The 22,294-nt window shown below is 41.3% G+C and carries 21 protein-coding genes and 2 tRNA genes; 15 read left to right on the forward strand and 8 right to left on the reverse strand.

Features of this window, described 5'->3' with window-relative positions:
- Positions 1-120 precede the first annotated feature (120 nt).
- Together LJ740_RS15585 and LJ740_RS15590 are read left to right on the forward strand one after the other, a co-directional pair.
- Positions 121-1,278: a helix-turn-helix domain-containing protein gene (locus LJ740_RS15585; protein WP_229530035.1), complete on the forward strand. Its 1,158-nt coding sequence runs from the start codon at positions 121-123 to the stop codon at positions 1,276-1,278.
- A 14-nt stretch (positions 1,279-1,292) separates the two neighbouring features.
- Positions 1,293-1,790 carry a hypothetical protein gene (locus LJ740_RS15590; RefSeq protein WP_229530036.1) on the forward strand — a complete coding sequence of 166 codons (498 nt, stop codon included), beginning with the start codon at positions 1,293-1,295 and terminating at the stop codon, positions 1,788-1,790.
- A gap of 13 nt (positions 1,791-1,803) precedes the next feature.
- On the opposite strand, the gene LJ740_RS15595 is transcribed toward LJ740_RS15590, so the two are convergent.
- The 4 genes from LJ740_RS15595 to LJ740_RS15610 form a co-directional block, all read right to left on the reverse strand.
- Positions 1,804-1,906 (reverse strand) — tRNA-OTHER (locus LJ740_RS15595).
- On the reverse strand, positions 1,897-2,673 hold the full coding sequence (locus LJ740_RS15600; RefSeq protein WP_229530037.1) for a hypothetical protein: 777 nt from the start codon (positions 2,671-2,673) through the stop codon (positions 1,897-1,899). The genes LJ740_RS15595 and LJ740_RS15600 overlap by 10 nt, the downstream gene beginning before the upstream one ends.
- Positions 2,674-2,871: 198 nt before the next feature.
- A complete protein-coding gene (locus LJ740_RS15605; RefSeq protein WP_229530038.1) occupies positions 2,872-3,744 on the reverse strand; it encodes a DUF2628 domain-containing protein in 873 nt (290 codons plus the stop codon).
- A gap of 56 nt (positions 3,745-3,800) precedes the next feature.
- Positions 3,801-5,378 carry an MASE1 domain-containing protein gene (locus LJ740_RS15610; RefSeq protein WP_229530039.1) on the reverse strand — a complete coding sequence of 526 codons (1,578 nt, stop codon included), beginning with the start codon at positions 5,376-5,378 and terminating at the stop codon, positions 3,801-3,803.
- A gap of 81 nt (positions 5,379-5,459) precedes the next feature.
- Here LJ740_RS15610 and LJ740_RS15615 point away from each other — a divergent pair, with 81 nt between their 5' ends.
- The 3 genes from LJ740_RS15615 (at position 5,460) to LJ740_RS15625 (ending at position 8,924) form a co-directional block, all read left to right on the forward strand.
- Entirely contained in the window at positions 5,460-6,104 is a 645-nt protein-coding gene (locus LJ740_RS15615; protein ID WP_229530040.1) for a response regulator, read from the forward strand.
- A gap of 143 nt (positions 6,105-6,247) precedes the next feature.
- Positions 6,248-7,639, forward strand: a complete 1,392-nt coding sequence (locus tag LJ740_RS15620) for a flagellin N-terminal helical domain-containing protein (protein ID WP_229530041.1) — start codon at positions 6,248-6,250, stop codon at positions 7,637-7,639.
- A 7-nt stretch (positions 7,640-7,646) separates the two neighbouring features.
- Positions 7,647-8,924: a flagellin N-terminal helical domain-containing protein gene (locus tag LJ740_RS15625; protein WP_229530042.1), complete on the forward strand. Its 1,278-nt coding sequence runs from the start codon at positions 7,647-7,649 to the stop codon at positions 8,922-8,924.
- Positions 8,925-8,972: 48 nt separating this feature from the next.
- Here LJ740_RS15625 and LJ740_RS15630 read toward each other — a convergent pair whose 3' ends face one another.
- The gene (locus LJ740_RS15630) at positions 8,973-9,953 is read right to left on the reverse strand and encodes a hypothetical protein (RefSeq protein WP_229530043.1); all 981 of its coding nucleotides are present in this window, start codon (positions 9,951-9,953) and stop codon (positions 8,973-8,975) included.
- Positions 9,954-10,029: 76 nt separating this feature from the next.
- Positions 10,030-10,419: a hypothetical protein gene (locus LJ740_RS15635; protein ID WP_229530044.1), complete on the reverse strand. Its 390-nt coding sequence runs from the start codon at positions 10,417-10,419 to the stop codon at positions 10,030-10,032.
- 203 nt (positions 10,420-10,622) lie between these two features.
- On the opposite strand from LJ740_RS15635, the gene LJ740_RS15640 reads away from it, so the two are divergent.
- The 5 genes from LJ740_RS15640 to LJ740_RS15660 all read left to right on the forward strand — a co-directional run bounded on the left by LJ740_RS15640 (position 10,623) and on the right by LJ740_RS15660 (position 15,812).
- Complete coding sequence (locus LJ740_RS15640; protein WP_229530045.1) at positions 10,623-11,285, forward strand: hypothetical protein; 663 nt, start codon at positions 10,623-10,625, stop codon at positions 11,283-11,285.
- Between the two features lie 2 nt (positions 11,286-11,287).
- On the forward strand, positions 11,288-12,232 hold the full coding sequence (locus tag LJ740_RS15645) for a hypothetical protein (RefSeq protein ID WP_229530046.1): 945 nt from the start codon (positions 11,288-11,290) through the stop codon (positions 12,230-12,232).
- 158 nt (positions 12,233-12,390) lie between these two features.
- A complete protein-coding gene (locus LJ740_RS15650; protein ID WP_229530047.1) occupies positions 12,391-13,308 on the forward strand; it encodes a tyrosine-type recombinase/integrase in 918 nt (305 codons plus the stop codon).
- Positions 13,302-15,332, forward strand: a complete 2,031-nt coding sequence (locus LJ740_RS15655) for an AAA family ATPase (protein ID WP_229530048.1) — start codon at positions 13,302-13,304, stop codon at positions 15,330-15,332. The genes LJ740_RS15650 and LJ740_RS15655 overlap by 7 nt, the downstream gene beginning before the upstream one ends.
- A gap of 18 nt (positions 15,333-15,350) precedes the next feature.
- Positions 15,351-15,812 carry a DUF6641 family protein gene (locus LJ740_RS15660; RefSeq protein WP_229530049.1) on the forward strand — a complete coding sequence of 154 codons (462 nt, stop codon included), beginning with the start codon at positions 15,351-15,353 and terminating at the stop codon, positions 15,810-15,812.
- Positions 15,813-15,880: 68 nt separating this feature from the next.
- Here the strand turns inward: LJ740_RS15660 and LJ740_RS15665 are convergent, their stop codons facing one another.
- A complete protein-coding gene (locus LJ740_RS15665) occupies positions 15,881-16,330 on the reverse strand; it encodes a hypothetical protein (RefSeq protein WP_229530050.1) in 450 nt (149 codons plus the stop codon).
- Between the two features lie 97 nt (positions 16,331-16,427).
- Here LJ740_RS15665 and LJ740_RS15670 point away from each other — a divergent pair, with 97 nt between their 5' ends.
- From LJ740_RS15670 to LJ740_RS15690, 5 genes are all read left to right on the forward strand, one after another.
- Positions 16,428-16,835 carry a DUF2787 family protein gene (locus LJ740_RS15670; RefSeq protein ID WP_229530051.1) on the forward strand — a complete coding sequence of 136 codons (408 nt, stop codon included), beginning with the start codon at positions 16,428-16,430 and terminating at the stop codon, positions 16,833-16,835.
- Between the two features lie 75 nt (positions 16,836-16,910).
- The gene (locus tag LJ740_RS15675; RefSeq protein ID WP_229530052.1) at positions 16,911-17,921 is read left to right on the forward strand and encodes a DNA cytosine methyltransferase; all 1,011 of its coding nucleotides are present in this window, start codon (positions 16,911-16,913) and stop codon (positions 17,919-17,921) included.
- Positions 17,922-18,041: 120 nt separating this feature from the next.
- Positions 18,042-18,947: a NaeI family type II restriction endonuclease gene (locus LJ740_RS15680; protein ID WP_229530053.1), complete on the forward strand. Its 906-nt coding sequence runs from the start codon at positions 18,042-18,044 to the stop codon at positions 18,945-18,947.
- Positions 18,948-19,053: 106 nt separating this feature from the next.
- Positions 19,054-21,030 (forward strand): Piwi domain-containing protein, encoded by a 1,977-nt coding sequence (locus LJ740_RS15685; protein WP_229530054.1) that lies wholly within the window; start codon positions 19,054-19,056, stop codon positions 21,028-21,030.
- Positions 21,018-21,893 (forward strand): hypothetical protein, encoded by an 876-nt coding sequence (locus LJ740_RS15690; protein WP_229530055.1) that lies wholly within the window; start codon positions 21,018-21,020, stop codon positions 21,891-21,893. The genes LJ740_RS15685 and LJ740_RS15690 overlap by 13 nt, the downstream gene beginning before the upstream one ends.
- Positions 21,894-22,027: 134 nt before the next feature.
- Here the strand turns inward: LJ740_RS15690 and LJ740_RS15695 are convergent.
- A tRNA-Leu gene (locus LJ740_RS15695) sits at positions 22,028-22,114 on the reverse strand.
- Between the last annotated feature and the right edge of the window lie 180 nt (positions 22,115-22,294).

Raw genomic sequence — 22,294 nt, forward strand, 5'->3', positions numbered from 1 at the left:
GAGAATAAATCACGTTAATAACTATTAACACTACCTACTCGGCTCTTGTATAAATCACCTCCAACCAAAAGTAGCTATTTTTATGTAATTTGCTATTATGATTACTTAAAGGAGACCACTATGAACAATCAAGCTATTGCTCACAATCTAAAGCGATTGCGCTCCAATGCGCGATACAATCAGTCAGATCTAGCTGAAAAAGCTGGAATGTCTCTCAGTGGTTATCAAAAGCTAGAACGAGGCAAAGCTACTCCAAGAGCTGACTCAATCCGTTCTCTAGCAATTGCATTACGAGTACCAATTCAAGAAATTTTGGCAGAAGTTAAGCCCCTAAAGCACATTCGATTTAGATCACTTAAAAGGCTTAAAACTAGAGAGCAGATCATCTCCGATGTGGTTACTTGGTTGTATGACTTTAATTCTCTCGAAGAGCTAACTGAGGACAAACAGGTAGCAGACTTACATGAATTTTATGCCTACAAAGGAAGTAACTCCGTCAGTATTCCTGACCTTGCAAGCTACTGTAGAGACAAGTTTGGATTAGGTTCCAAAGAGCCGGTTTTGGACATCTGCGGACTACTTGAGGCAAGAGGAATTAAAGTTCGTTCCATTGAAGTGGAAACCGACTCTTTTTTAGGTTTATCAGTTAGCGAACAAGAGGAAGGGGGACCAGCCGTAATAGTCAATACCTGGAAAAGGCTGCCGGTGGAAACTTGGATATTTAGTGCCGCTCATGAACTTGGTCACCTTCTAATGCATCTCAATGCATATGATATTGACCAAACTACCGAAATTGATGAGCAAGAATCAGAGGCTGATCAGTTTGCATCACACTTTCTTATGCCACAAGAAGCTTTTGAAAGAGAATGGAATGAAGCGGCGGGTTTGAGCTTTGTTGATCGAGTATTGAAGGTCAAAAAAGTTTTTAAAGTCAGTTGGAGGACTGTTCTTTACCGGTATGCTGAAAATATGCCATCAGATAAGAAAAATAAGCTTTGGATGAATTTCAATATCGAGTTTAAAACCCGTTACGGGAAATCTCTTCAGAAGCATACTGAACCGGTCGGCATTGAAAGCGACAATTATAGAATTAACCATAGGTATACCACTGCAAGTGAGCCCTTCAATCTTGATGTATTTGATTTTAGGGAAGATCGTTTACCATTCCTTGTCAGAAAGGCAGTCGAGAATGGGAATATTTCACTATCTCGCGGAGCAGAAATATTAAGATTGCAAAACAAAGAAATGCGTCAGTTGGCGTCTTCTTGGGTTGGTTGATTCAGGATTAAACCGTGCCAGTAATAACAGATGCAAACGTCCTAATAGACTATGCCGACGCTGATATAACGATGCTGGCATTGTATTCAGAAAAAATTGAAAGGGTGATTATACCTTCGGTTATTCTGGATGAGGTAGACCAACTTACCCATGATGACTGTTTACAATATGGTTTTGAAATAATTGATGAGGAACTTGAGATCCTATCAGAAGCTTCAAACGCTCAACATGGTCCATTATCCTTCCAAGACAAAGTTTGCTTATACTTGGCCAAAAGCATCGGCGGTGTCACTTGTATAACGAATGAAAAAGCACTCTTAAAATTTTGCGAGGAAGACAACATACCAACAAAGAGAGGATTGAGGTTATTACTTGAACTAGCCGAACACAGCCATATTTCCAGAGATGATGCTATTGGGATGGTCTACGCTATAAATGAGTACAATCCTCTCCACATACATCAGGGGGTCATTGACGACTTCATTCAGCTCCTTGATCAATACAATATATGAGTGGTGTTAGGTGTGGTGGCTCATTCCAGAGTTGAACTGGAACCCTCCCCTTCAAGAAAACTCATTGTTCAAAAGCCCTCTTGAAGGGGGATGCTCTACCGTTAAGCTAATGAGCCAGTACTTTCAACGCTCTGCTATGATCAATTCCATATTCATTCTTAAGAAAACCTAATGCAGCATTTTGTTTCCTTGATTCATTGTAGTTCGGCCAATTTTCAAAAGGAATTAATGACTTAAGCTTTTTGTCACCCGGATCTAAAGTAGCATCAAATTCGGGAAGAAGATCTAAAAGGGTTCTCGCAAAAAGCTTAACATCATGAAAATCTAGCTCTTCATAGCTATTTGGTGCGCCAGTCATCCCGTAGTAAGACTTGACTTCGAACATACTGTTCTTGTGCTCTTGAAAATAAATACAAACTGTTTTTTCATTCTCTTTTGACGGATGGACGATGACATTTCTAGCCAATCGATAGTAATCAATCAAATTAATTTGATGCTGTACAATCTCACTTAGCTTTTTAATATCATTTAGCGAAATATTTCTCTGAAATTCGTCAAAGGGAGTATCTTTTCTTTCCGAAGACCATTCTTTTCCCTGAAGCTCAAAAAAGACTCTCCTATAGGAGCTTAGGTATAGATCGAATCCGCTATAAATGTTGACAATATTAAGACGCGCAGCACTACTCAGCACACGTGTTGACTTCAAACCGCCCACCTTAACATTATATCGTTTGGCTGCTTCAGCCCACGGATCGTCATTATCCATGTCTAACCCAACGTCATCCATGTACTTTATAGCGACATAAATACCAGCTGATGTCGCAGTTAACTCACCTATGAATTTCTTGAAGCCTCTATAGCAATGCGTTGAAAACTTACCCAAGCCTTGAACTCCATTTGACAGCTAAAAGTGAATTGAAGCGGGCAAGGAAGTCGGACTTCCTTGCCGTTTAGATTACCTCGTACCTATTAAAAGTCCAAGATTCGCCGTTGTCTCAAAAAATAAGTGATGGAAATAATTGTTAACGTGACTTATTTGGAGCAGTAGATAATGAACCAATAGGCGCTACAGAAAATTCAATTATTGAATGTATTCCGTTAACGCCGGATCCGTGCCAATAACCCATATCACCGAGGCAACAAAGAGCAAGAAAATAACAAAACCGTTGCTAAAAACTTCTGGAAGCCCTTTATACATTTTTTCATTTACCACCTTTAACCTGTAGTAATCGTATTTAGCTAGTGTGCCGAAGAGCACAGGGGCTATTAATACGTTAGCAGTATTGTATAGAGTTGCGCTAATCGTTCCATGTAGTAAGTTTAATATCCCCATAATAATTAGAGTGCAAGATATCAGTAAAAATGACTTTGCCCACATACCTCTATAGAAATAATAAAACTGGACAAATACAAACCCCCAAATGCTGAAATTTACTTTCATTTTTTGACTAAAGGTAAAGTTTTGGTATGTCTCACTCTTTTTCATTTGAGTCAGATCAGCTGACGGGCCACCCATACGATCAAAGAGATCAAATACAGTCCTCCAAGAAAGCTTTACTTCCACATTTGTTGACGTGGTATTAGGTTGCTCATTCATAGAAGGCGCCTTCAGCAAATCTCCACCACAGTGAGGACAATGTGAAATAGCCTGCCGCTGAGCACTCGACGACTTAGCTTCTTCATGCTGTGTCGTAATGCCTTCGGTTACTGCTTCTTCATATATTAAATGGGATACCAAGCCGATTTTGTCGAGTGAAGCATGAAGTTTTTGTGCGGTTTCTTCTGACAAACCTTTTTTCAATAAAAACGCTTTACCAGAAAATAAGATATCCGCCTTTTCTATAGACACTTTTAAGAATTTACATAGTGGAGCTTTCAGTTTCTCCTTATTGTGGCCATCCTTAATCTGGCCTTTAAAAACAATTTTATATGTACCCATAACAGCTCTTTTCATTAGCAATACTTAAGGGTTATAACTAATAAGGAACGCTGTTAATGTAGGAAATTTTCTTACGAGAAAAATACAGACACGACGGTTCCTTTTGGTTCACTGCGAAGTACAAGTTCACCACCTGTAGCCAAGGCTCGCTCTTTCATCCCTACAAGCCCGAACCCATCTGTAGCAGCTTCCATATCAAAACCACGGCCATCGTCGGAAATGGTCAATTGCAGCTTGTCAGAAGTCGAATCCATTACAATACGGATACTACTGGCATGGGCATGTTTAATGGTGTTGTTAACAGATTCCTGGCAGATGCGGTATAAACCAATGGCTTGCTCATGTGTTAAGTCAGGCTCACTACCTATCAATTGAACTGACCATGTAAGACCAGAAGCTTTAGCCAATTTTGCTAAATCACCTTGTTTTAACGTTTCGATAAGGCCTGTTTCATCAAGCTCTGCTGGCCTTAAGGTACCCAAACTGCTTTTCAGTGATTGGTACAATTCATCCGCTTTTGCGATGATTTCGGTAAACAGTACTGTGGCTTTGTTGGTGTCTCGTCGGCCGATGGATGACTTTAATTTTATTTCGGTAATACGCTGCCCAAAGTCATCATGCAGCTCACGTGAAAGGCGATACCGCTCGTGTTCTTGTGCCTGTATCAATCGACTGGATAGTTGCCGGTTGGTTGTGACCATATTCGACAGTTTCTGGTTCGTACTGGCCAGCTCTGAATTAGCGGACGTAATGCTTCGATGCAGTACGGTTTGTTCGCTAATTGCTGCGCCCAGAAACAGACAACACATGCTCATGGATATAATGTAAAACTGATTCTCAACTGTCGCACCATCACTGTATAAGGCAGAGGTGTAAGTCATCAGGCAGATAAAGAATGCCGATGTTGCAGCACCTCGCCAGCCAAATCGGTAAGAAAAGTAAATAGCAGGCAGAATGGTTAGTACCTTGGTGTAATAGTCTAGGTTCAGCGTAAAGCCCGAGAAATAAACAACTGCCGCGATGAGTCCAATCCATACTATTGCCGTTTGGCCTAGCTCTACAGCGTGTTCTTTGCGTCGATTCTGATAAAGCTCACAAATGACCAGTACAATAGGTAACAACGCCAGAATGCCAACCAAGTCACCAAGGAAAAAGCTGAACAACTGGCTGCCAAAGTCTGTTGTAAACTCAGGGTTATCAATGGCCTTTCTGCCGAGAAAGATGGTGCCAAGACCAAAACTCATCAAAACCGACAAAACCAGTAATGCAACGGTACTGCGAACCGTATCAAGATAAGGTACTTGAAAGTACTTACGGTAGTACCAAACCAGTAACATGGTTATGCCCGGCACAAGGATTAAGTGGCCTAAATACCACAATAGCGAATCTGCAACGTAGTTAGGGTTGTTCAGCAGTCCGCTGTCACCGAACATCCAAATATAAAATGCACGGTCAATCACATAGACAAAAGGCCAACTACGAAACGGCGTGAGTAAGTAAACGGCGAGCCTGAACCCGGCAGGTAAGTACCAACTGATGGTATTGGGTAGAGTTTCCAATTGCGTACTGGCAAGCCAAAGCAGATGAAAGCCAGCCGCATAAAATAGCCCCAGTGCGCTAAATCTAATCCATTCCCTTTTTGTATACATGCCTTAACCGGTTGTTTTTTATGAGTATCCAACTTTATACTTTAAGAGCATATAGGAAATCGGCTTAGAAGGCAGAGTACTTTGATCCGCGTAGCATTATTAGATGACCATGAACTTGTCCGCACTGGATTCGTACAACTGCTTGAGCAAGAAGCAGATATCGCCGTTGTGTTTCACACCTCAACCGTAGCCGATGCAATAACACTGTTATGCCAGCACCCGGTAGACATCGTGGTAACTGACATTTCACTGCAATCTGACAATGGCTTTACCTTGTTAGAGCATATTGCTGGCATTGATAATCCACCAAAATCCATCGTCCTGAGTATGCATGACTCTGCGCCTTATGCTCGCAAGGCGCTGGATATTGGCGCTCAGGGTTACCTGTCAAAGGCATCAGCACCGGAAGCGTTAATCGATGCCATTCACGCCGTGCATCAAGGCCAAACTTTTATTGATGAATGCGTCCACCAAGCGTTAGATAACAGTGACGTTAATGAACTGGACTCCATCAATCAGCTAACCGAGCGTGAGCGGCAAATATTCGACTGTTTGGCCAAAGGCATGGAAATCAAGCATATTGCCAGAGAGTTAGATATTGCCGTAAAAACCGTGCATGTACACCGCACTCGCTTGCTCAATAAGCTGGGTGCCTTCAACTCGTTTGAACTGACTAAGATGGCGTTACGTAACGGCCTATTAGAAGCCGAATCGTTGCACAATTAGCCACCTTCTCAATTCATGCATACTAATTTCTCGATAAGAAAATTTCCTATCCTGTAACGCCGTATCTGCGTCGATAGCTCAAGTGTCTGGTCATGGCGTATTCCATTGACCTTTTACTCACAACGCTACTACGCAGGAATGGCATGAGCTTATTTGTAAACACCAATGTGTCCGCCCTACAGGCAAACCGGCAACTGTTTAATTCAAGTGCCGCATTGGATGTGTCATTCCAGCGATTATCTTCAGGCTTTCGTATTGACAGCGCAGCCGATGATGCGGCGGGTTTGCAAATATCTAATCGAATGACATCGTCAGTTTTAGGTGATGGGCAGGTCGTGCGGAATCTCAATGATGGTATAAGTTACGCGCAAATTGCGGAAGGTGGTTTGGCCGAGACTACGCAAATATTACAGCGTATGCGACAACTCGCAGTACAGGCTCAGAACGGCATCATGACCGAAGCTGATAGGGAAGCACTAAATAAAGAGGTGCTGCAATTAAAAACAGAAATGGATCGCATCGCCAATACCACCCAAGCATTTGGCCGTTATCCGTTACTGGGTGAAAGCATTAATAATGTGCCGCCTATCCAAAGTATTGGTGACGTACTTGCTAATGGTGTTGAGAATACAGGGTTACCATCAGGGCTTACGCCATTTGGGTACATTCCGGCAGGCTCAACCAATGTGAATATTGAGATTGATGGCCTGCCAGGTGCAGAGGATGATATTCAAATATTCACCGTTAACGGAACACATTTGGTCGGAACTGAGCTGGGTAACCACAGTTGGACATCAAATGGCGTAGCGAATAGTAGCGATTTCAAAGATAAAGTCTTCACCTCTGAAAATGGTTTCGCCGACCATGCAAGCTATAACGACACGCTGTTAAATACCGGCGGCGTTCAAGCGGTCAGCGGTTACGGGAACTTTACTTATTCGGGGGAAAATGACCTGAATAATAATGGCTCTACACCCGATGCAGGTGCTGGCGAAACCACTAACATCGAAACCTTACATATAGACACTGTCGGCGAAAACCTCATCCTGATGGCCACAGGACAGGGCGTTTTCAATATCACAGCCTCTTGGGACGCTTTAGGTAATGGCCAAGGTAAATACTCTACCCTGGCTGGAAATGTCAGGATAACCGCCACCAATACTGCCGATACTGATTTGGAATTTATTGGTATCAATGATACGCCAGCCACTACTGCAGCCTTGGGGCTTGCCACATTGGATATCAGCAGTGCCGAGAACGCAGAAAAGTCTTTGGCGCTTATCGATAATGCAATCGAGACTGTTGGCAGCTACAGAGGTAGCTACGGTGCCAACGTCAATGAAATGCAATCGACACTGCGTAATATTCAGACTCAACAAGAAAATGTATCCGCTGCCAGAAGTCGCATCCGAGACACCGACTATGCCAGCGAAACCGCTGAACTAACCCAAAATCAAATCGTCCAGCAAGCTTCGACCAGTATTCTGGCTCAAGCTAATAACCAACCACAACTTGCCCTGAGTTTGTTGGGGTAAGTCGGTTATGAGCTTGTTCGTTAACTCCAATATATCTTCACTGACCGCCCAACGGAACATCACAAATATTGGTAATAGCCTGTCTACTTCCTTTGAGCGTCTATCGTCAGGGTTTCGTATTAACAGTGCTGCCGACGATGCTGCCGGGCTACAAATATCCGACAGAATGAGCAGTCAGATAGCCGGACTAGACCAAGCGGTAAGAAACGCCAATGACGGTATTTCTGTCGTTCAAACCGCAGATGGCGCACTGGAAGAAATAGTTACGATTGCACAACGTATGAGAACGTTAGTCATCCAATCCAGAGATGGCACTAATTCAAAACCTGACAAGAATGCACTCCAAGAAGAAGTAGATGAGCTAAATAAAGAAATAACTCGCATATCCAATACTTCCGAATTTGCTGGGCAGAATCTATTAGATGGTACTTACAACGAAAACTTTCTAGTCGGTGCAAATTCTGGGCAAACAATTAATGTAGATATAACAAGAGAAAGCGGATTTACTGCAGATGCACTGGGCCTTTCCAAACTGGTATTAGATGGCAGTAAAAGTATTAGTGAAGATTCAGTTGAAGGTATTCAAAACTCCCTAGGCACGACGTTTACGTTACCTAACCCTCCTCAATTAGGCACCATCACAGGATTACAGTTTAGTCTCAATGGTGGCGAATATCGGTACATCAATGAACCTTTTTCGAATCCCTATTCAATAGGCCATACACCGGGGCAAATAACATTTGGGGCTGATACTAGTATAAATATGATAATGCTCGGACTTTCAATACGCTTAGTCGACAATTCATTTCAGGCAAGTATCGACAACGTCAACAACTCCTTCACAACAACAAATGTAGAGTCTCTTAGCTTTCGATTAGCTGGTGAAGTTAACAATTTAGAAACCGCAAAAGCCAACCAGATACTCGCTGCCAGTTTAACCGGCCTTAGTCCTGAACAAGTAGGCCTGCAAGGTTATCCAATAATTCCACCTGAAGATGAAGAAAGAGCATCTATATACAATTTAGCCGTTATTGATTCCGCTATATCAACAATTAATGGATATCGCGCTGATTTAGGGGCGCTACAAAATCGCTTCCAATCAACACTCCGCAACCTGAGCAACATCAGTGAAAACGTCAGTGCTGCACGAAGCCAAATCCGGGATACTGACTATGCTCTGGAAACGGCCAACCTGACCAGAAACCAGATCATTCAACAGGCTTCGGTCAGTGTATTAGCGCAGGCCAATAACAGACCTCAGGCAGCTCTATCGTTGTTGTCTTAGTTCCGAGTTGTTCAATTTAGTCAGTCGCGAATTCGCGACTGATACATTTCAATCAGCAAATCGTTGAGGTTCTACAAGAAGAAGTTTCAGTTCTTCCATTTTATTCTGATAAACCTGCTCCAGCGATTTTTTGAACACAGTCCCTCTGACAAGACGATATTTTTCCATGCGTTTGTGCAGCTTTCTTTGGTCAGGTTCATCAAGTAACGACAGAGCCTTGCCAATACCATATTGTTCAATGAGCGTAGTCACTCGACTTGGCATATTAATTAAGATCATTGGATCGTAAAAGATAAGGCCTTGAAAGGAGTATTTTTGCTTATCCATGTCCCCAACTTTGAACATAGACTTTGCTCCTCGTGCTCTCGGTTTATGTTGCTTTTCTATTCGAGTGTATTTTGAATAGCCGAGGTATTCACCACCCTGTTCTTTCGCCTTGTCGTACGCAGTGATTGGGCACCCTGTTTTATCACCATATCGAAAGCCAGTTCTTGAATCTTCCTCAAAAAATGGCTCGTAAGGAGGAGAATAAGAATAGTCTGTAATTACATGTTCAAATGGAACATTCGGAAGATCAAACGAGTAATCAACTCGGGTTACATTGCCTCTTAGCATTGAGAGTCGATAATTGCTATGACCTAACAGTTCCTGAATAAGTAGTAGAACCGTTGCAACATTCTGTGCGCTAACATTATTCGGATTAAAGAATATCTTTACTGGATTTTGAAATTCATTCAATCCAAATAAAAATATACTCAGGGTAGAACCATCAGAAAAGTGGGCGTCCAATCTTCGCTTATACTTTTGTTGACCAGCTTCCTTGCCTTCTAACAAGGTTAACTTAAACTGATAGTCTGCCGTCCTATACCTTTGCAAACTAAGCACTTTCCTAGCATGTTCCTTTGGTACAGGTATAGTTACAGAGATCATATCAATAGATAATTTTGAGTGTATATCAGGCTTATCTAACATCTTTGATAAGATAAATGAACTAGCTTCTACATGTCTGTTATTAACTGTTTTCTTCATAACAATCTCACTATTAAATTAGTACAGCGTTAATAATGAAATTACTAAATGTTTACTATTTCGCTATTTTTTTACATTAACTATCTTTTTCTGTGTCATCACAAAGCGTTAGCTTTATCCCTCTATGTTCACCGAACTTAGCCTTCTTGTTAGGTACATCGATTGAATAGCGATACAGCCCAGCAGCAGATATCTTAGACAGCGCAGAACTCATCGCTCCTTTTGTAGGTACAGTCTCCCTACCAGAGTATTCAGCCACCTTTTTAGCCAATGAATGCAAATCTTTGTAAAACACTGATTGAACTATTTTCCTATTTCCTAGAGAAATCAGGTACATGCATATATCCACAGCCAATTTTGAGAGCTTGATATCATTGCTATTGCTTAACCTTATGACTCTGCAAATCAATCGCCCTCTTTCAAGATCTACAAACCTACGGCCTGCTTTCTTTTTACCGTCTAGCATTCTCCCCCTCCAACATCATGAACAACCCCAAAATGTTCTCATAATAAAAACCAAGAACAACAACATGTTTTCATATTAAAAACCTTAAAATTAACACAAAAACCAACACAAACCATTTTACACTTGACTTTTACAAAATATATCACATCATTATAATCAACATAATAATAATTTCAATGACGAGATTTTACGTGAAATACTATATGAGACTGGCAAAAGCGGCGTCCTCAATGGGATATCCCGAAAACATAATCGCATTAAATGAGATTCTAAAAGGAGCACACTATGAGGATACCGGTTGTAAAAGCTTAGAAGCATTTAGAAAGAAGTTCTTTAGAGGCAGAAAGCAGGATTTTGAAGAGCTCAATATCGCTAGACTCATACAACTTCAATTAATTGGCGAGGATCGTATTGGGGAGTGGTCACTTGAGAATTGTTTAGCGCTCGGTGTCGTCTCTACCCATTCTCAGTTATATCAACTAGTTGACGCTCTTGGTGGCATTAATCGAATTAAAAAGGTTTTACCACACACAATTACCAATAAAGCTTGGCAACTTTTTGCTGATACGCTAAGTGCTCGAGATGCTACTGAACGACAAAAAGCACATGAACACATAGCGAAATACAGAAGTAGAGCTGAGTACTACTTTGAGGAGTTACCGATGTCGGATAAGTTTAAATTCTTTCAGAAGTATTATGAGCATTTCTTAGATTATGAATTCCCTAATGAACTAAGGTGGTTTGTGGACTATGTAGAAATCATGCAAGGTCATCTTGCACGATTCAATGCAACAATTTTAGAAGGAACAGAAACCGCAAGAGATCCTTCTTTACGTCAGTTCAAAAGCGTAAGTGAGCAGGAATAGTCATGAGCGATTTTAATTTTCCACCTGATTCACATTTAGAGTTCCATCTTGTCCGCGCAGACGTGCTTGAAACCTATCAAGCAATGGACAAAAAAGCAGTGTTACTCAAAATTAAGAGATTAGGGGAACTATCAAGTGAAAAGAGAAGGCTTATATACATCCTTTTATCGTTCGGTTACCACGAGCGCCTCGGTTACGATACAGTAGCTCAGTTCATCGAAGCAGTGTTTCCAATATGTAAGCAAGAGGCGTATAAGGAGCATGCACGTGCAAGAGTCGAGTTGGTGTTTTTCAAAGGTGACTTGGAAAAAATAGGTACTGTAAGAGCTTACCATTTAGATGAATTAATCTCTTTCACAAGGGGAAAGTTCAGCTCCATTGAAGAACTTAGAGCCTGTTACAACACCATTTGGGAAAGACTAAATTCGAGACAAGCCTACAATTCTAAGAAGTTTAAAAAAGACGACTTCATTGATGAAGTTAAAGTTTATTTGGGTCTTGCTGTGAACAAAGCAGACAATACTGAAAAGAAAGTACCCATTAACAGTTCTCGTCGCACCACTAAAAATGCAAACCCAAAATCCAAAACCAATATAAAATCTCCTGTCTCAAAAACTCCAGCAGAAAGTAAAAATAAGGAAGCATCAAATAATTACCCACCCATGAAACCACCTATTGACCTCGGGATTTTTTCAACTAAAAGTTGTGATGATTTTTCTGATGAAGAATTTAATAAATTGCAGCAAGAACTTTTCGAATGGCTTAGTCATAAACGAAAAAAAGAAATCGCGAATTTTATAAACGCGAAAATTCTCAGAGACGATAAAAGCAAACTATTTTCTTTGCTGCTTGAATATAGAAGAACAGTAAATCAAGAAAAGTATCGAAAGTCTGTTCAGAGTGCTTTACTCATAGCCCCTAATTCACATGGCAAGCGTATAGCATAAAGTAATCGCTTTGGTCGCGAATTCGCGACTGCTTAACCTTTCTATCTCGGTACAAAACAGTCGTATTCCTGTCTTAAATCCTCTGTTAGTTTGTTATCAGCTTATCCAAGCATATACCCCACTTTTTAAGCATTTTTAACCCATTATCGGAGCATTTAATGGATACAGCATGTCCTTACACGCTGTATTTAGGCCGCCTTGCGTCTAATAGTCAGCGTTCCATTGCTTCACAGCTAAACAGCATCGCAGACCTGCTTGATTGGCCTGAGCAGGATCGTAAAGCAATGTTTCATAAAATTGATTATCAACAGGCCAGTCATATCAAGGCAATGTTAATGAGTGCCGGTTGGTCAGCCAGGTCAATCAACCGTGCCATAACGGCAATACGTAATATCGTCAAAGTGGCCGTGATGTCTGGCATTGCACCAGAAATGCAGGCCGTGCAGTTACAGGCCATCACCAAGGTCAAACACGGTGCCCATAAAGGCACACCACTTAATGCCAAGCAGGTTGAAAAGCTCTTTGGTCAACTTGGTAAAAACCAGTCTGTTACTGGCATTCGTGACCATGCCATCTTCGCACTACTGCTAGGCACTGGCCTTCGGCGTAGTGAGCTGATTGCGCTTAAAGTTTCAAACTACTCGCAAGAGCACAAGACCCTGCATATCGAAAAAGGTAAAGGTAACAAGAGCCGCACGGTATATTTGCCTGATTGGGCATTCGAGGTATTGATTGACTGGCTCAGTCTACGAGGTACAGATGATGGCTACCTGTTCTTGCGCATCGCGCGAGGTGGTCACCTTCAACAAGGTAGCCAGCTATCATCCAGCTTTATCTATTCACTTATTCGTAAAACGTTGTCAGCTATTGGTATAGATGGTGTGTCACCTCACGACCTACGGCGAACCTTTATCACTCGTCTACTTGAGCAGAACGTTGATTTAAATACCGTCCGACAGATGGCCGGTCATGCCGACATTGCGACCACCATCATGTATGACAAACGTGACCAACAGGTCATGCAAAAGGCCGCTGCACAACTGAGCTATCAGAGTAAAGGGAGCCAGTCATGTTAAAGCGCCAGTTAAACAATCCACATTTACTGCACTACATGGCCTGCAAGTGGACCAAACGGTTGTTGCACTACGCCGGTCACATTGATGCTGACTTGATTGATGGTGAGACCATTACCTATCTTCGTGGTCAGAAAGTACCGGCCACTGAGCCATATAGTTATGGTCGGCTCAAAGACTTTGCTCCCGTACTGACAATCAAAGATAGGTATCCACAAACCACCAAGGTATTTTTGAGTAATTGCCAGTTCATCCGGCAATTGCTTAACCTGCCCAAAGCGGCCGAGAAGCTTATTCAATTTGTACTACTCAGCCAGTCAAACCAATGGTTCCAAAACGTGGCGACTATGGTGCATATGCGAACCAGTGAAATCGGGCTAAACAGCATATTGCTGGATATTACCGGCCTTAGCAGCGCCGCATTCAATGACGCTACCGACAAATTAATTCAATTCGGTCTTATCAACGACAAAGAATATGTCGCGATTGATAGCTTCGAAATACCCAAACCAATACTCAACAAGTTGGTTACCGAGACGATTAAAAACCGTGAAGACTTGATTGAACCGATGTTGATGCCAAGTGCTTCTGCCCAGTTTCAGCTAGATGACTTTCCGCAGGTCAATACAGCGTTGTTATCCGACTATCTGGACGCGGCCACTTTCAACCAACAACGTGGCACCAGTATTTTGCTCTATGGCGAGTCAGGTACAGGTAAAACGGAATTGGCTAGAGCACTGGCCGAATATTGCGACCTCGTACTATATGAAGTTCGCTCAACGGGATTGTCTAAACGTCACGGCGAAGATGAGTTTCACAGTCGTTATCCGGGCAAAGAGAGGTTACGCTACCTGTCACTGTTGACCAGTTTATTGACCAATCAATCCAATGCCATGTTGCTGATTGATGAGTGTGAAAGCCTGTTTGAACTGGCTGATATGCACTACAGCAAAGAGCATTTACAACGGTTTATCGAAGACAATGCCATACCCTGCATTTGGATCACCAACCATGTGCAATGTTTGGAGCCAAGTTTTATCCGGCGCTTTAAGTTGGTAAGCGAGGTACCACCTCCAAGGCCAGAAGACATACAGCACGTGTGCAAACGCTATTTTAAAGGGCTTGGCCTGTCAGCATCGTTTAAGCGCAACGTAACGCGCATAAACAACGTATCACCTGCCATTATTGCTAACGCTACGCATGTTGCTAGAACTGTTGGTGCCAAGCGTACAGGCGCACAAAGTACGATGCATGAGGTGGTTGAAAGCACATTGCAAGCCGCAGGGCTATGGGACAGCAAAGCACAGTATCAGGGTGAACTGGACTTTGATGTATCGCTGCTCAATCTAAAGCAGCCCAGTAGCTACCTTGATGAAGTGGGCTATGCACTAAAGCACAATAAACCTGCTCGGGTCTTGTTGTCTGGTCCACCTGGAACCGGTAAAACCGCCTTTGCCCATTACCTGACTGATATCAATCAACGCGACCTCATTCGCGTTAAATGTTCGGATGTCTTAAGCAAGTGGGTTGGCGAAAGCGAGCAGAATGTTGCCGAGCTATTCCACCGTGCGCATACCGAAGAAAAGGTCATTCTGCTTGATGAGGTAGACAGTCTGTTGGTTAGCCGTGAAGCACTGACCGCACACCACGAACTCCAGTTGGTGAACGAGTTTCTGACCCAAATAGAGTGCTTTACCCAACCACTGTTTGCTGCGACCAACTTCGATAGCCGGTTAGACAAGGCCGTGCTTCGCCGTTTTGATTTCAAACTGGAATGTACCTACCTGAAGCCGGAACAGGTAATTCAACTCTATAAGCAGGTACTGGGTATCAACCGGCTAACCGCAGATGAACAACATACACTGACACGGCTTCACCATCTGACACCGGGTGACTTTGCCATATTGGCCAGACGCAAACAGTTCAGGCCAAAACAAAATCATCGACTTTCTGCCATCACCCTGTTGGTAGAAGAAAACCAACGTAAACAACCACAAACCACTATGGGCTTTATACGCCCTCACTAACCCAAAGAGGTAAACATTATGACACCATCAGTATTGAGTTCGCTCAAGGTTATCGCTCGCCCAAAAATCGAGCCAAAACCACCTATCATTGGTAAGCGTTTAAAGCTCATCGAAAAGCTGGAACAACAGCAAGAGATGGCCACCTGCATGATAGAAAAGCGTCCGTTCGAAGCTTACCGCGAAAAGACGGTAAAAGATCCACAAACCGGCGAACGCACCAAACAACGACGACAAATCAACGTCCGGCCTTGGTACTACGACAGTGACGGTCATTACTATCTGGAAGTGAAGGTCAACAACAAGCCGATTGATCTGCAAAAGGACAAACCGGCGATTGATGTGGGTGACAAGTCCAAGCTACCAGAGGTCATAGAAACCATCATCAAGGCCACAGAAAAAGGTGAGCTGGATGCGTTTTTGCAACCACCTCAACAGGTAAAGAAGACACCAGCAAAGCCCGATGCCAGTAAAAAGGCATAAGAAAACAGGTCTGTGGGTTGGTACCCTCCATGACCACAGACCTGCCATTAATGACCTGTAAGTACCATTCAACCAACACGTTGTAACGCGGCATCATTGATGTCTTCAATCCTCGCATGGTCATAGTTGATATCAATCTCATACTGAGCGATATCAGCCAGCACCTTGCGCTGCCAGTATTGAAGTACATCGATTAGTGACCATGACGCTTGGCAGAACTGCAATTGTAATGGTGTACCAAATTCACCATCACTGGCGATAAGTGCCCATACATACCGCTCATGCTTTGACTCTTTGATGCAGTACACCTTTTCAATCAGGTGTGTTGATGAATCAATAGCACGGGTGTGGAGTAAAAAGATGTCCTTGGCTCTGAAATTAGCGTCTGGAAACTGCATTACCAGTTTGTTCTGCGTGGCATGTTCATCGGCTTCTTGCCGGAACACCGCTGAGAGCAAATCTGTCAATTTGCTATCCAGCGGCACGATGATTTTTGAGAAATCGAGTTGAAGCGACATACATATGGCTCCTGATTGTGTATACCGTTAAATTAGTATTCGTAGCAACTGGTACTTACAGGCCTTTCACCTATCCAACTATATAAAGGCCAACAAGATGCGTATTCAATATGATGGGCTTGCTTGGCCCGTATCCAAACGATTGGCTGATGCCATCACAGAACTGTTAACCCAACACGAAGTAACGGGTGATAGCGTCACCATCAACTTTCGTGATCCAAACTACTCAGCCGAAGAGGGTGGTTTTCATCCTGTCGAGATCAGGCTTGAACAACGAGGTGACGATTGGCACTTCTGCTACATCACCGACTTTACCTATGTCGGCATCGGCCCGTATGCCGAACTGGCTAAGGATTTGGACTTCGACTTTCAGGCTGGCATCTTTCAGACCTTGTTTGGTGTCTTTCCTATTGAGCAAGGTAGAGAGATGTACCAGATATGGGAAGGTAACTTCTTGCACTACTGGCAAGAACTTGATCCTTATCTAGTTGTCCTGTCAATATGAACAGATTAGCCCTTAGTTCTTTTAGAATATGGATAAATGCTGTATATTTGATCATGTATTGGGAGAATAAAAATCATGTTCACATCAATTGAACTTTGCGCCGGGGCTGGTGGTCAAGCACTTGGTCTCGAAAAAGCAGGATTTGAGCACTTGTGCCTAGTGGAAAACGACCACCATGCATGCGAAACATTGCGCTTGAATAGAAAGCACTGGCTGGTGCTTGAAGAAGATCTCAGGAAATTTGATGCAAGAGAATTTAGAGGAGTTGATCTTGTAGCCGGGGGCGTTCCTTGTCCTCCATTCTCAGCCGCAGGCAAACAACTTGGTGCTCAGGACGAAAGAAACCTTTTCGATGAAGCTCTTAGAATAGTTGAAGAAGCATCACCTAAAGCCGTGATGTTAGAAAATGTCCGGGGCCTCTTAGATGACAAGTTTACTGAATACAGGAATTCGATAACTCTCAAATTAGAAGAACTTGGTTATAGCTCCGAGTGGAAACTATTAAATGCATCTGACTTTGGTGTACCTCAATTGCGCCCAAGAGTAATTTTAGTTGCAATGAAAACAGAGTATTTTCCGCATTTTAGCTGGCCGGAAGAAGAGCCAAATTCAGCTCCTACTGTCGGAGAAGCTCTATACGACCTCGTGGCTAAGAATGGTTGGCCTCATGCTAAAAAATGGATGCTAAAAGCAAATAAAATAGCTCCTACATTAGTTGGAGGATCTAAGAAACACGGTGGTCCAGATTTAGGACCTACTCGTGCCAAAAAGGCTTGGAAAGAGCTAAATGTGAATGGGCATTTAGTCCAGTATGATTCTCCTACTCAAGACTTTATTGGTAAAGAAGGTTTCGAACATATGCCTTATCTATCTCTAAGAATGGCTGCACGTATCCAAGGCTTTCCAGACAGTTGGGAGTTTTTTGGTAAGAAAACTCATTCATATAGACAGATTGGTAATGCTTTTCCACCACCGGTTGCACACGCTGTAGGAAAGGAAATTTTTAGAGCATTAAGCTTTAATCCTGATATGTATATGCAAGAGTCAAAAGTTGCAGAGACCTCAAAGCAATTTGAGATGGCATAGTAAATTCTTTTCTGGCGTTACTAGCTTCATATAATAATGCCTGATTTTCCTCCCTTATTTTGACATATCGACGATAAAACCTGACACTGGCAGCAATTTAAAATTATTGATGTCAGTGTCATGGATTCGAACAACAATATCATCAAAGACAAAGAGTTAGACTCAGTTTATAAATGGTTTATAAGCCAAACCAACTATGAAAGCCGCTTGATTGATGCCATTAGAAAGGCAATAGATGAAGTGATCGATGGTCCAAGAACAGGACGCTTCACTTATAAACAGTTGGAGAAAACAGAAAAAACGTATTTAGGTACAAAAGTAGAAATCTTGCTCCGTGCAGAGTTTGGGCTTTCCAAAGGTGAGGACATGGACTACCAGGTCAATGGTATCGAAGTGGATTGTAAATACACCGGTCATACTTGGGGATGGTCAATTCCAAGAGAAGCTATGGGTCACATATGCTTGCTTGTTCGAGCTGATGATGAGAAAGGTACAGCTAGTGTTGGCCTTATAAGGATCAGCGAAGAAGTTCTAAATAAAGGGAAAAACCAAGACGGTAAAAGGACGATAAGTAAAGCTGGTCGAGGTGAAATTTTATGGCTAATTGACGACGGTAAGATGTCAATTAACCAACTTTTTATTTGGTCACAAGATGTAATTGAGCAGATATGGTCTAAGGAGTCAGGCCAGCAACGCTTGAATGAATTATTTCGCCTGAAACAAGGTGAGTTGATCGATAGACAAACTATAGCAACAGTTGCTGAAGCCAAGGACGATCCCATGAAACGTGTAAGGGCTAATGGTGGTGCTAGATCCTATCTTAGCAAGGAGGGCATCATTATCTTAGGGCATCAAAATGATCATCCAAGAATATGCCAAGATCTAGGCCTTGAAATACCTAATAAAGGACAAGTTATTTCGATCAGGATTGTTAATGATAAAAATGGCCCATTAGATTTAGCTGGTGAAAAGTGGAGGGTAGCATATCTATCGGACCCCATTAATCCAGCACCAGCGGCATACTAATTACGTCTTATATTTGACTTGATTTTTGCACTTACATTTATGTTAGGGAATGTAATATTTTACCTTTCTAATAGGATTTTTGACTTGGGTACTATAGGGGTGATATTTGGAAAACTTTAATTCAGTGGCAAAGATTCAGCCTAACTTTTTCGAATTAGAATTATCGAGAGAAGCAGTAGATTTATATTCGTGTGAATATAGTGATGAGTTATTCAAAGAATGCGTTAAAGAACAGGATGGATATTTCTATTACAGGAATGGAAGTTATTTGTATGCACTCCCTAGTAAATCTGGACTAAATCGCCCTGTAGGGTTCAACTTACAAAATGTTGAAGTGAAGAAAAATCCTCACTTGATCGCAAAACTTATATCAAACTTATTCAAAATATTTTTTGAGGGTAAAGGTAGAGATGTATACCATCTGAAATACTCTTCGGAATCAACATTTGATATTAGTTCTGAAGAGCCGTCAGAGATAGGCTTATTGAGCTTGGTTCCAGTATGTAAGTATTCAATTAATCCGTTGATTAGCGAAGATAACATAACGTTTGTAATGACCTTATCAAAAGAATATAAGCCTAGATTTGAGCAGTCTGTCGAGGTATATAAGAAAAATGGAATTGATACCAGAGATTGGCAGTTTAAGAATGAATCTATAATCGCTTCGAGAGCAAACATAAAAAAATATCTTGATCGTTCAAGACTCCAGACAAAGTATGACTCTATAGAGGAGAGGCTCCGGGACAAGAGTAAAGAGCTTGAGTTCATTACCAAAACGATTAAGTACTTAAACAATAATATTGATGAGATTTCTTCCGATTTTAAAATTTTCAAGAAGTTTAATTATTTAACACTCCCTAACACACTTTTTGAACAAAGTAAGATTAGAAAGCCAACAAATTTTTATTACAATCACAGAACAACAAGAGGCTTTATAAACACAGCCATACAGCAACTGAAACCGTTGAGTTATGACGTTTTTAGTGGCCAAAAGATAACAATATGCACATTTATTCCTAATACTGAAGCAAAACAATGCGAAAGGCTAATTGCTAACCTTAAAAAAAATCTGTCTGATATTTTCCATTTAGTTCATATAGAAATCACCAATCTGTATGTTGGAAAAGATCGCCGAGAGCATATTGAGCACATTTCTAAGTTTGAAAATAAGCAATATGACCTTGCATTGTTTTTTCTATTTCAAAAAGACAAAACGCAGTCAGCGGAAAAATCAGCTTACAATAGGCTTAAAGCTAAATTAATAAGTAAACAAATCCCATCACAGTCCATGTTGGTTGAAAATGCCAGAAAGAACAATGATTACCATGTTAGAAACTTAGCGCTCAATATTTATTCAAAAATAGGGGGGACACCCTGGGCGATAGAAAAAGACGGCTTTGAGTATCATGAGTTTGTGATTGGCGTAGGATCAACAATAGACGATAAAAAAACGAGAAATATAGGTTTCGCAAGTGTATTCGACCATCATGGTGCTTATATGGTCGGAAGTTGTAGTCCACTGTGCAAGTTGGATGATTACAGAGATAATTTGCGTACTTATCTAACAAGCACGTTGAATGAAATTATTGGTTCAAGAGGTATCACAAAAGGCGCTAAGATCCGATTAATTTTCCACATATTTAAAGATGCCAGTCGGAAATACGAAATATCAGCAATAAAGCAGTGTCTTGAAGAGTTTGTTGAATATGAAATTGAATATGCAATTTTAAGTGTAAGTTTTGACCATCCATACAAGTTTTTTGTAGATGAAAATCAGCAGCTAGAAAGAGGAACATTTGTCAAATTGACATCAAATAGAGCGCTTCTTTGTATGGGAGGCCGAGGAAGCAAACCTCTTCAAATAAAATTGGATTCACGTTCAACTTATCAAGACATCTATGAACTAACTAAACAAGTTTTGTATTTTTCTCATCTCTCTCACAAATCATTCATGCCAGCAATGAAGCCAGTGACCACTACTTACCCACACAAACTTGCACAACTAACCAGTGATTTGTTGAAAATTAACCACTGGGATCCAGACATGCTGCATGGAATGAAAGATAAATTATGGTTCATCTAAAAGACTTGGAGTCTAGTCTATTAAGTAAGGCATCAGATAAAGAGTTGATGCTATACCGATTTTTAAAGGGTCAGAAACACACTGTAAAAGTAAAAGATAATGATTTGCAGACTTCAGTTTGTGTTAAAGCTTTTATGGAAGGTCAAGGAGAAAATGATTTAAGAAATCTCAGAAAAATCAAGCCATTTAAAGGTCTTCACTATACCAACAACCTCGAACTTCTAGTGGCTGCAAGCTTAATAGAAGCCGGTAGTGAAGAAGAAAATATAGAAAAGTATCTCCTGAAACGTACATCTAAAGAATGCTTTATAATAAACAGTGCCTTAACGAAAAACTTTCGAGTTTTAACGTCACCAAATAGTGAAATAGAAAAGCTGGCAAACAAGCTTATGCTCAATGAAAGAATTGAATTACAGGACATCCAATGTTGCATAAATGAAGTATCTGACCTGTATGAATACTATATTTTAGAAAAGGGCATTACAAAGTTTAACTTGGATTTTTCATTTGAAAACAAACAGCAAGAATATGAAACGTTTTATTCTTTTGGTATTAAAGCGATTAAAAGAATCGAAACATTTTTCCTGGTAGGGTTTTACCTTGCACTATTCTTCGTTTGTATAAAAATAGCCCCCGGCATAGCTCAGCAGATTATGTCAAACTGGGACACATTAGAACCACTAGCCTATATGATGGATAAAGTAGTAATTTTCCTTCTTGCGTCTACCGGTTTTTTGCTAACAAACAATATCGCAAAGATTAAAAGTGTCGTTAGGTCTATTATCAGAACATTAGTTTTCAAGCTTCTAGGAATCAATGTAAAACAATACGAAGATATAGTGGAGCGCATAAAAACTCGTTAAATACCTTTTGAATGAATGAAAGCTTTGCGAACTCCATTGTGTATTATGTTTAGTATATGTGCTTTCATTATTTACAAGCACAAAAAAACCGACTCGAAGGTCGGTTTTAATAAGCTAAAATCTCTTGCAAAGAATGGTACCAGAGGCCGGACTTGAACCGGCACAGTGTTGCCACCGGCGGATTTTGAATCCGCTGCGTCTACCAATTTCGCCACTCTGGCATCAAATTTTGATGTCTGCAAAGTACTAAAACTTTGCAAATCTTTGCAAGCAATTTTTTGCTTTTTAAAGTCTAAAGGTGCTTACCTTTCAATGACTTGCCATCTTGATGCCGCTAGACACAGGCAATTTTGAATCCGCTGCGTCTACCAATTTCGCCACTCTGGCACATTATATTGTTT

Source organism: Planctobacterium marinum (assembly GCF_020687805.1).
In the GTDB taxonomy this organism is placed as follows: Bacteria; Pseudomonadota; Gammaproteobacteria; order Enterobacterales; family Alteromonadaceae; genus Planctobacterium; species Planctobacterium marinum.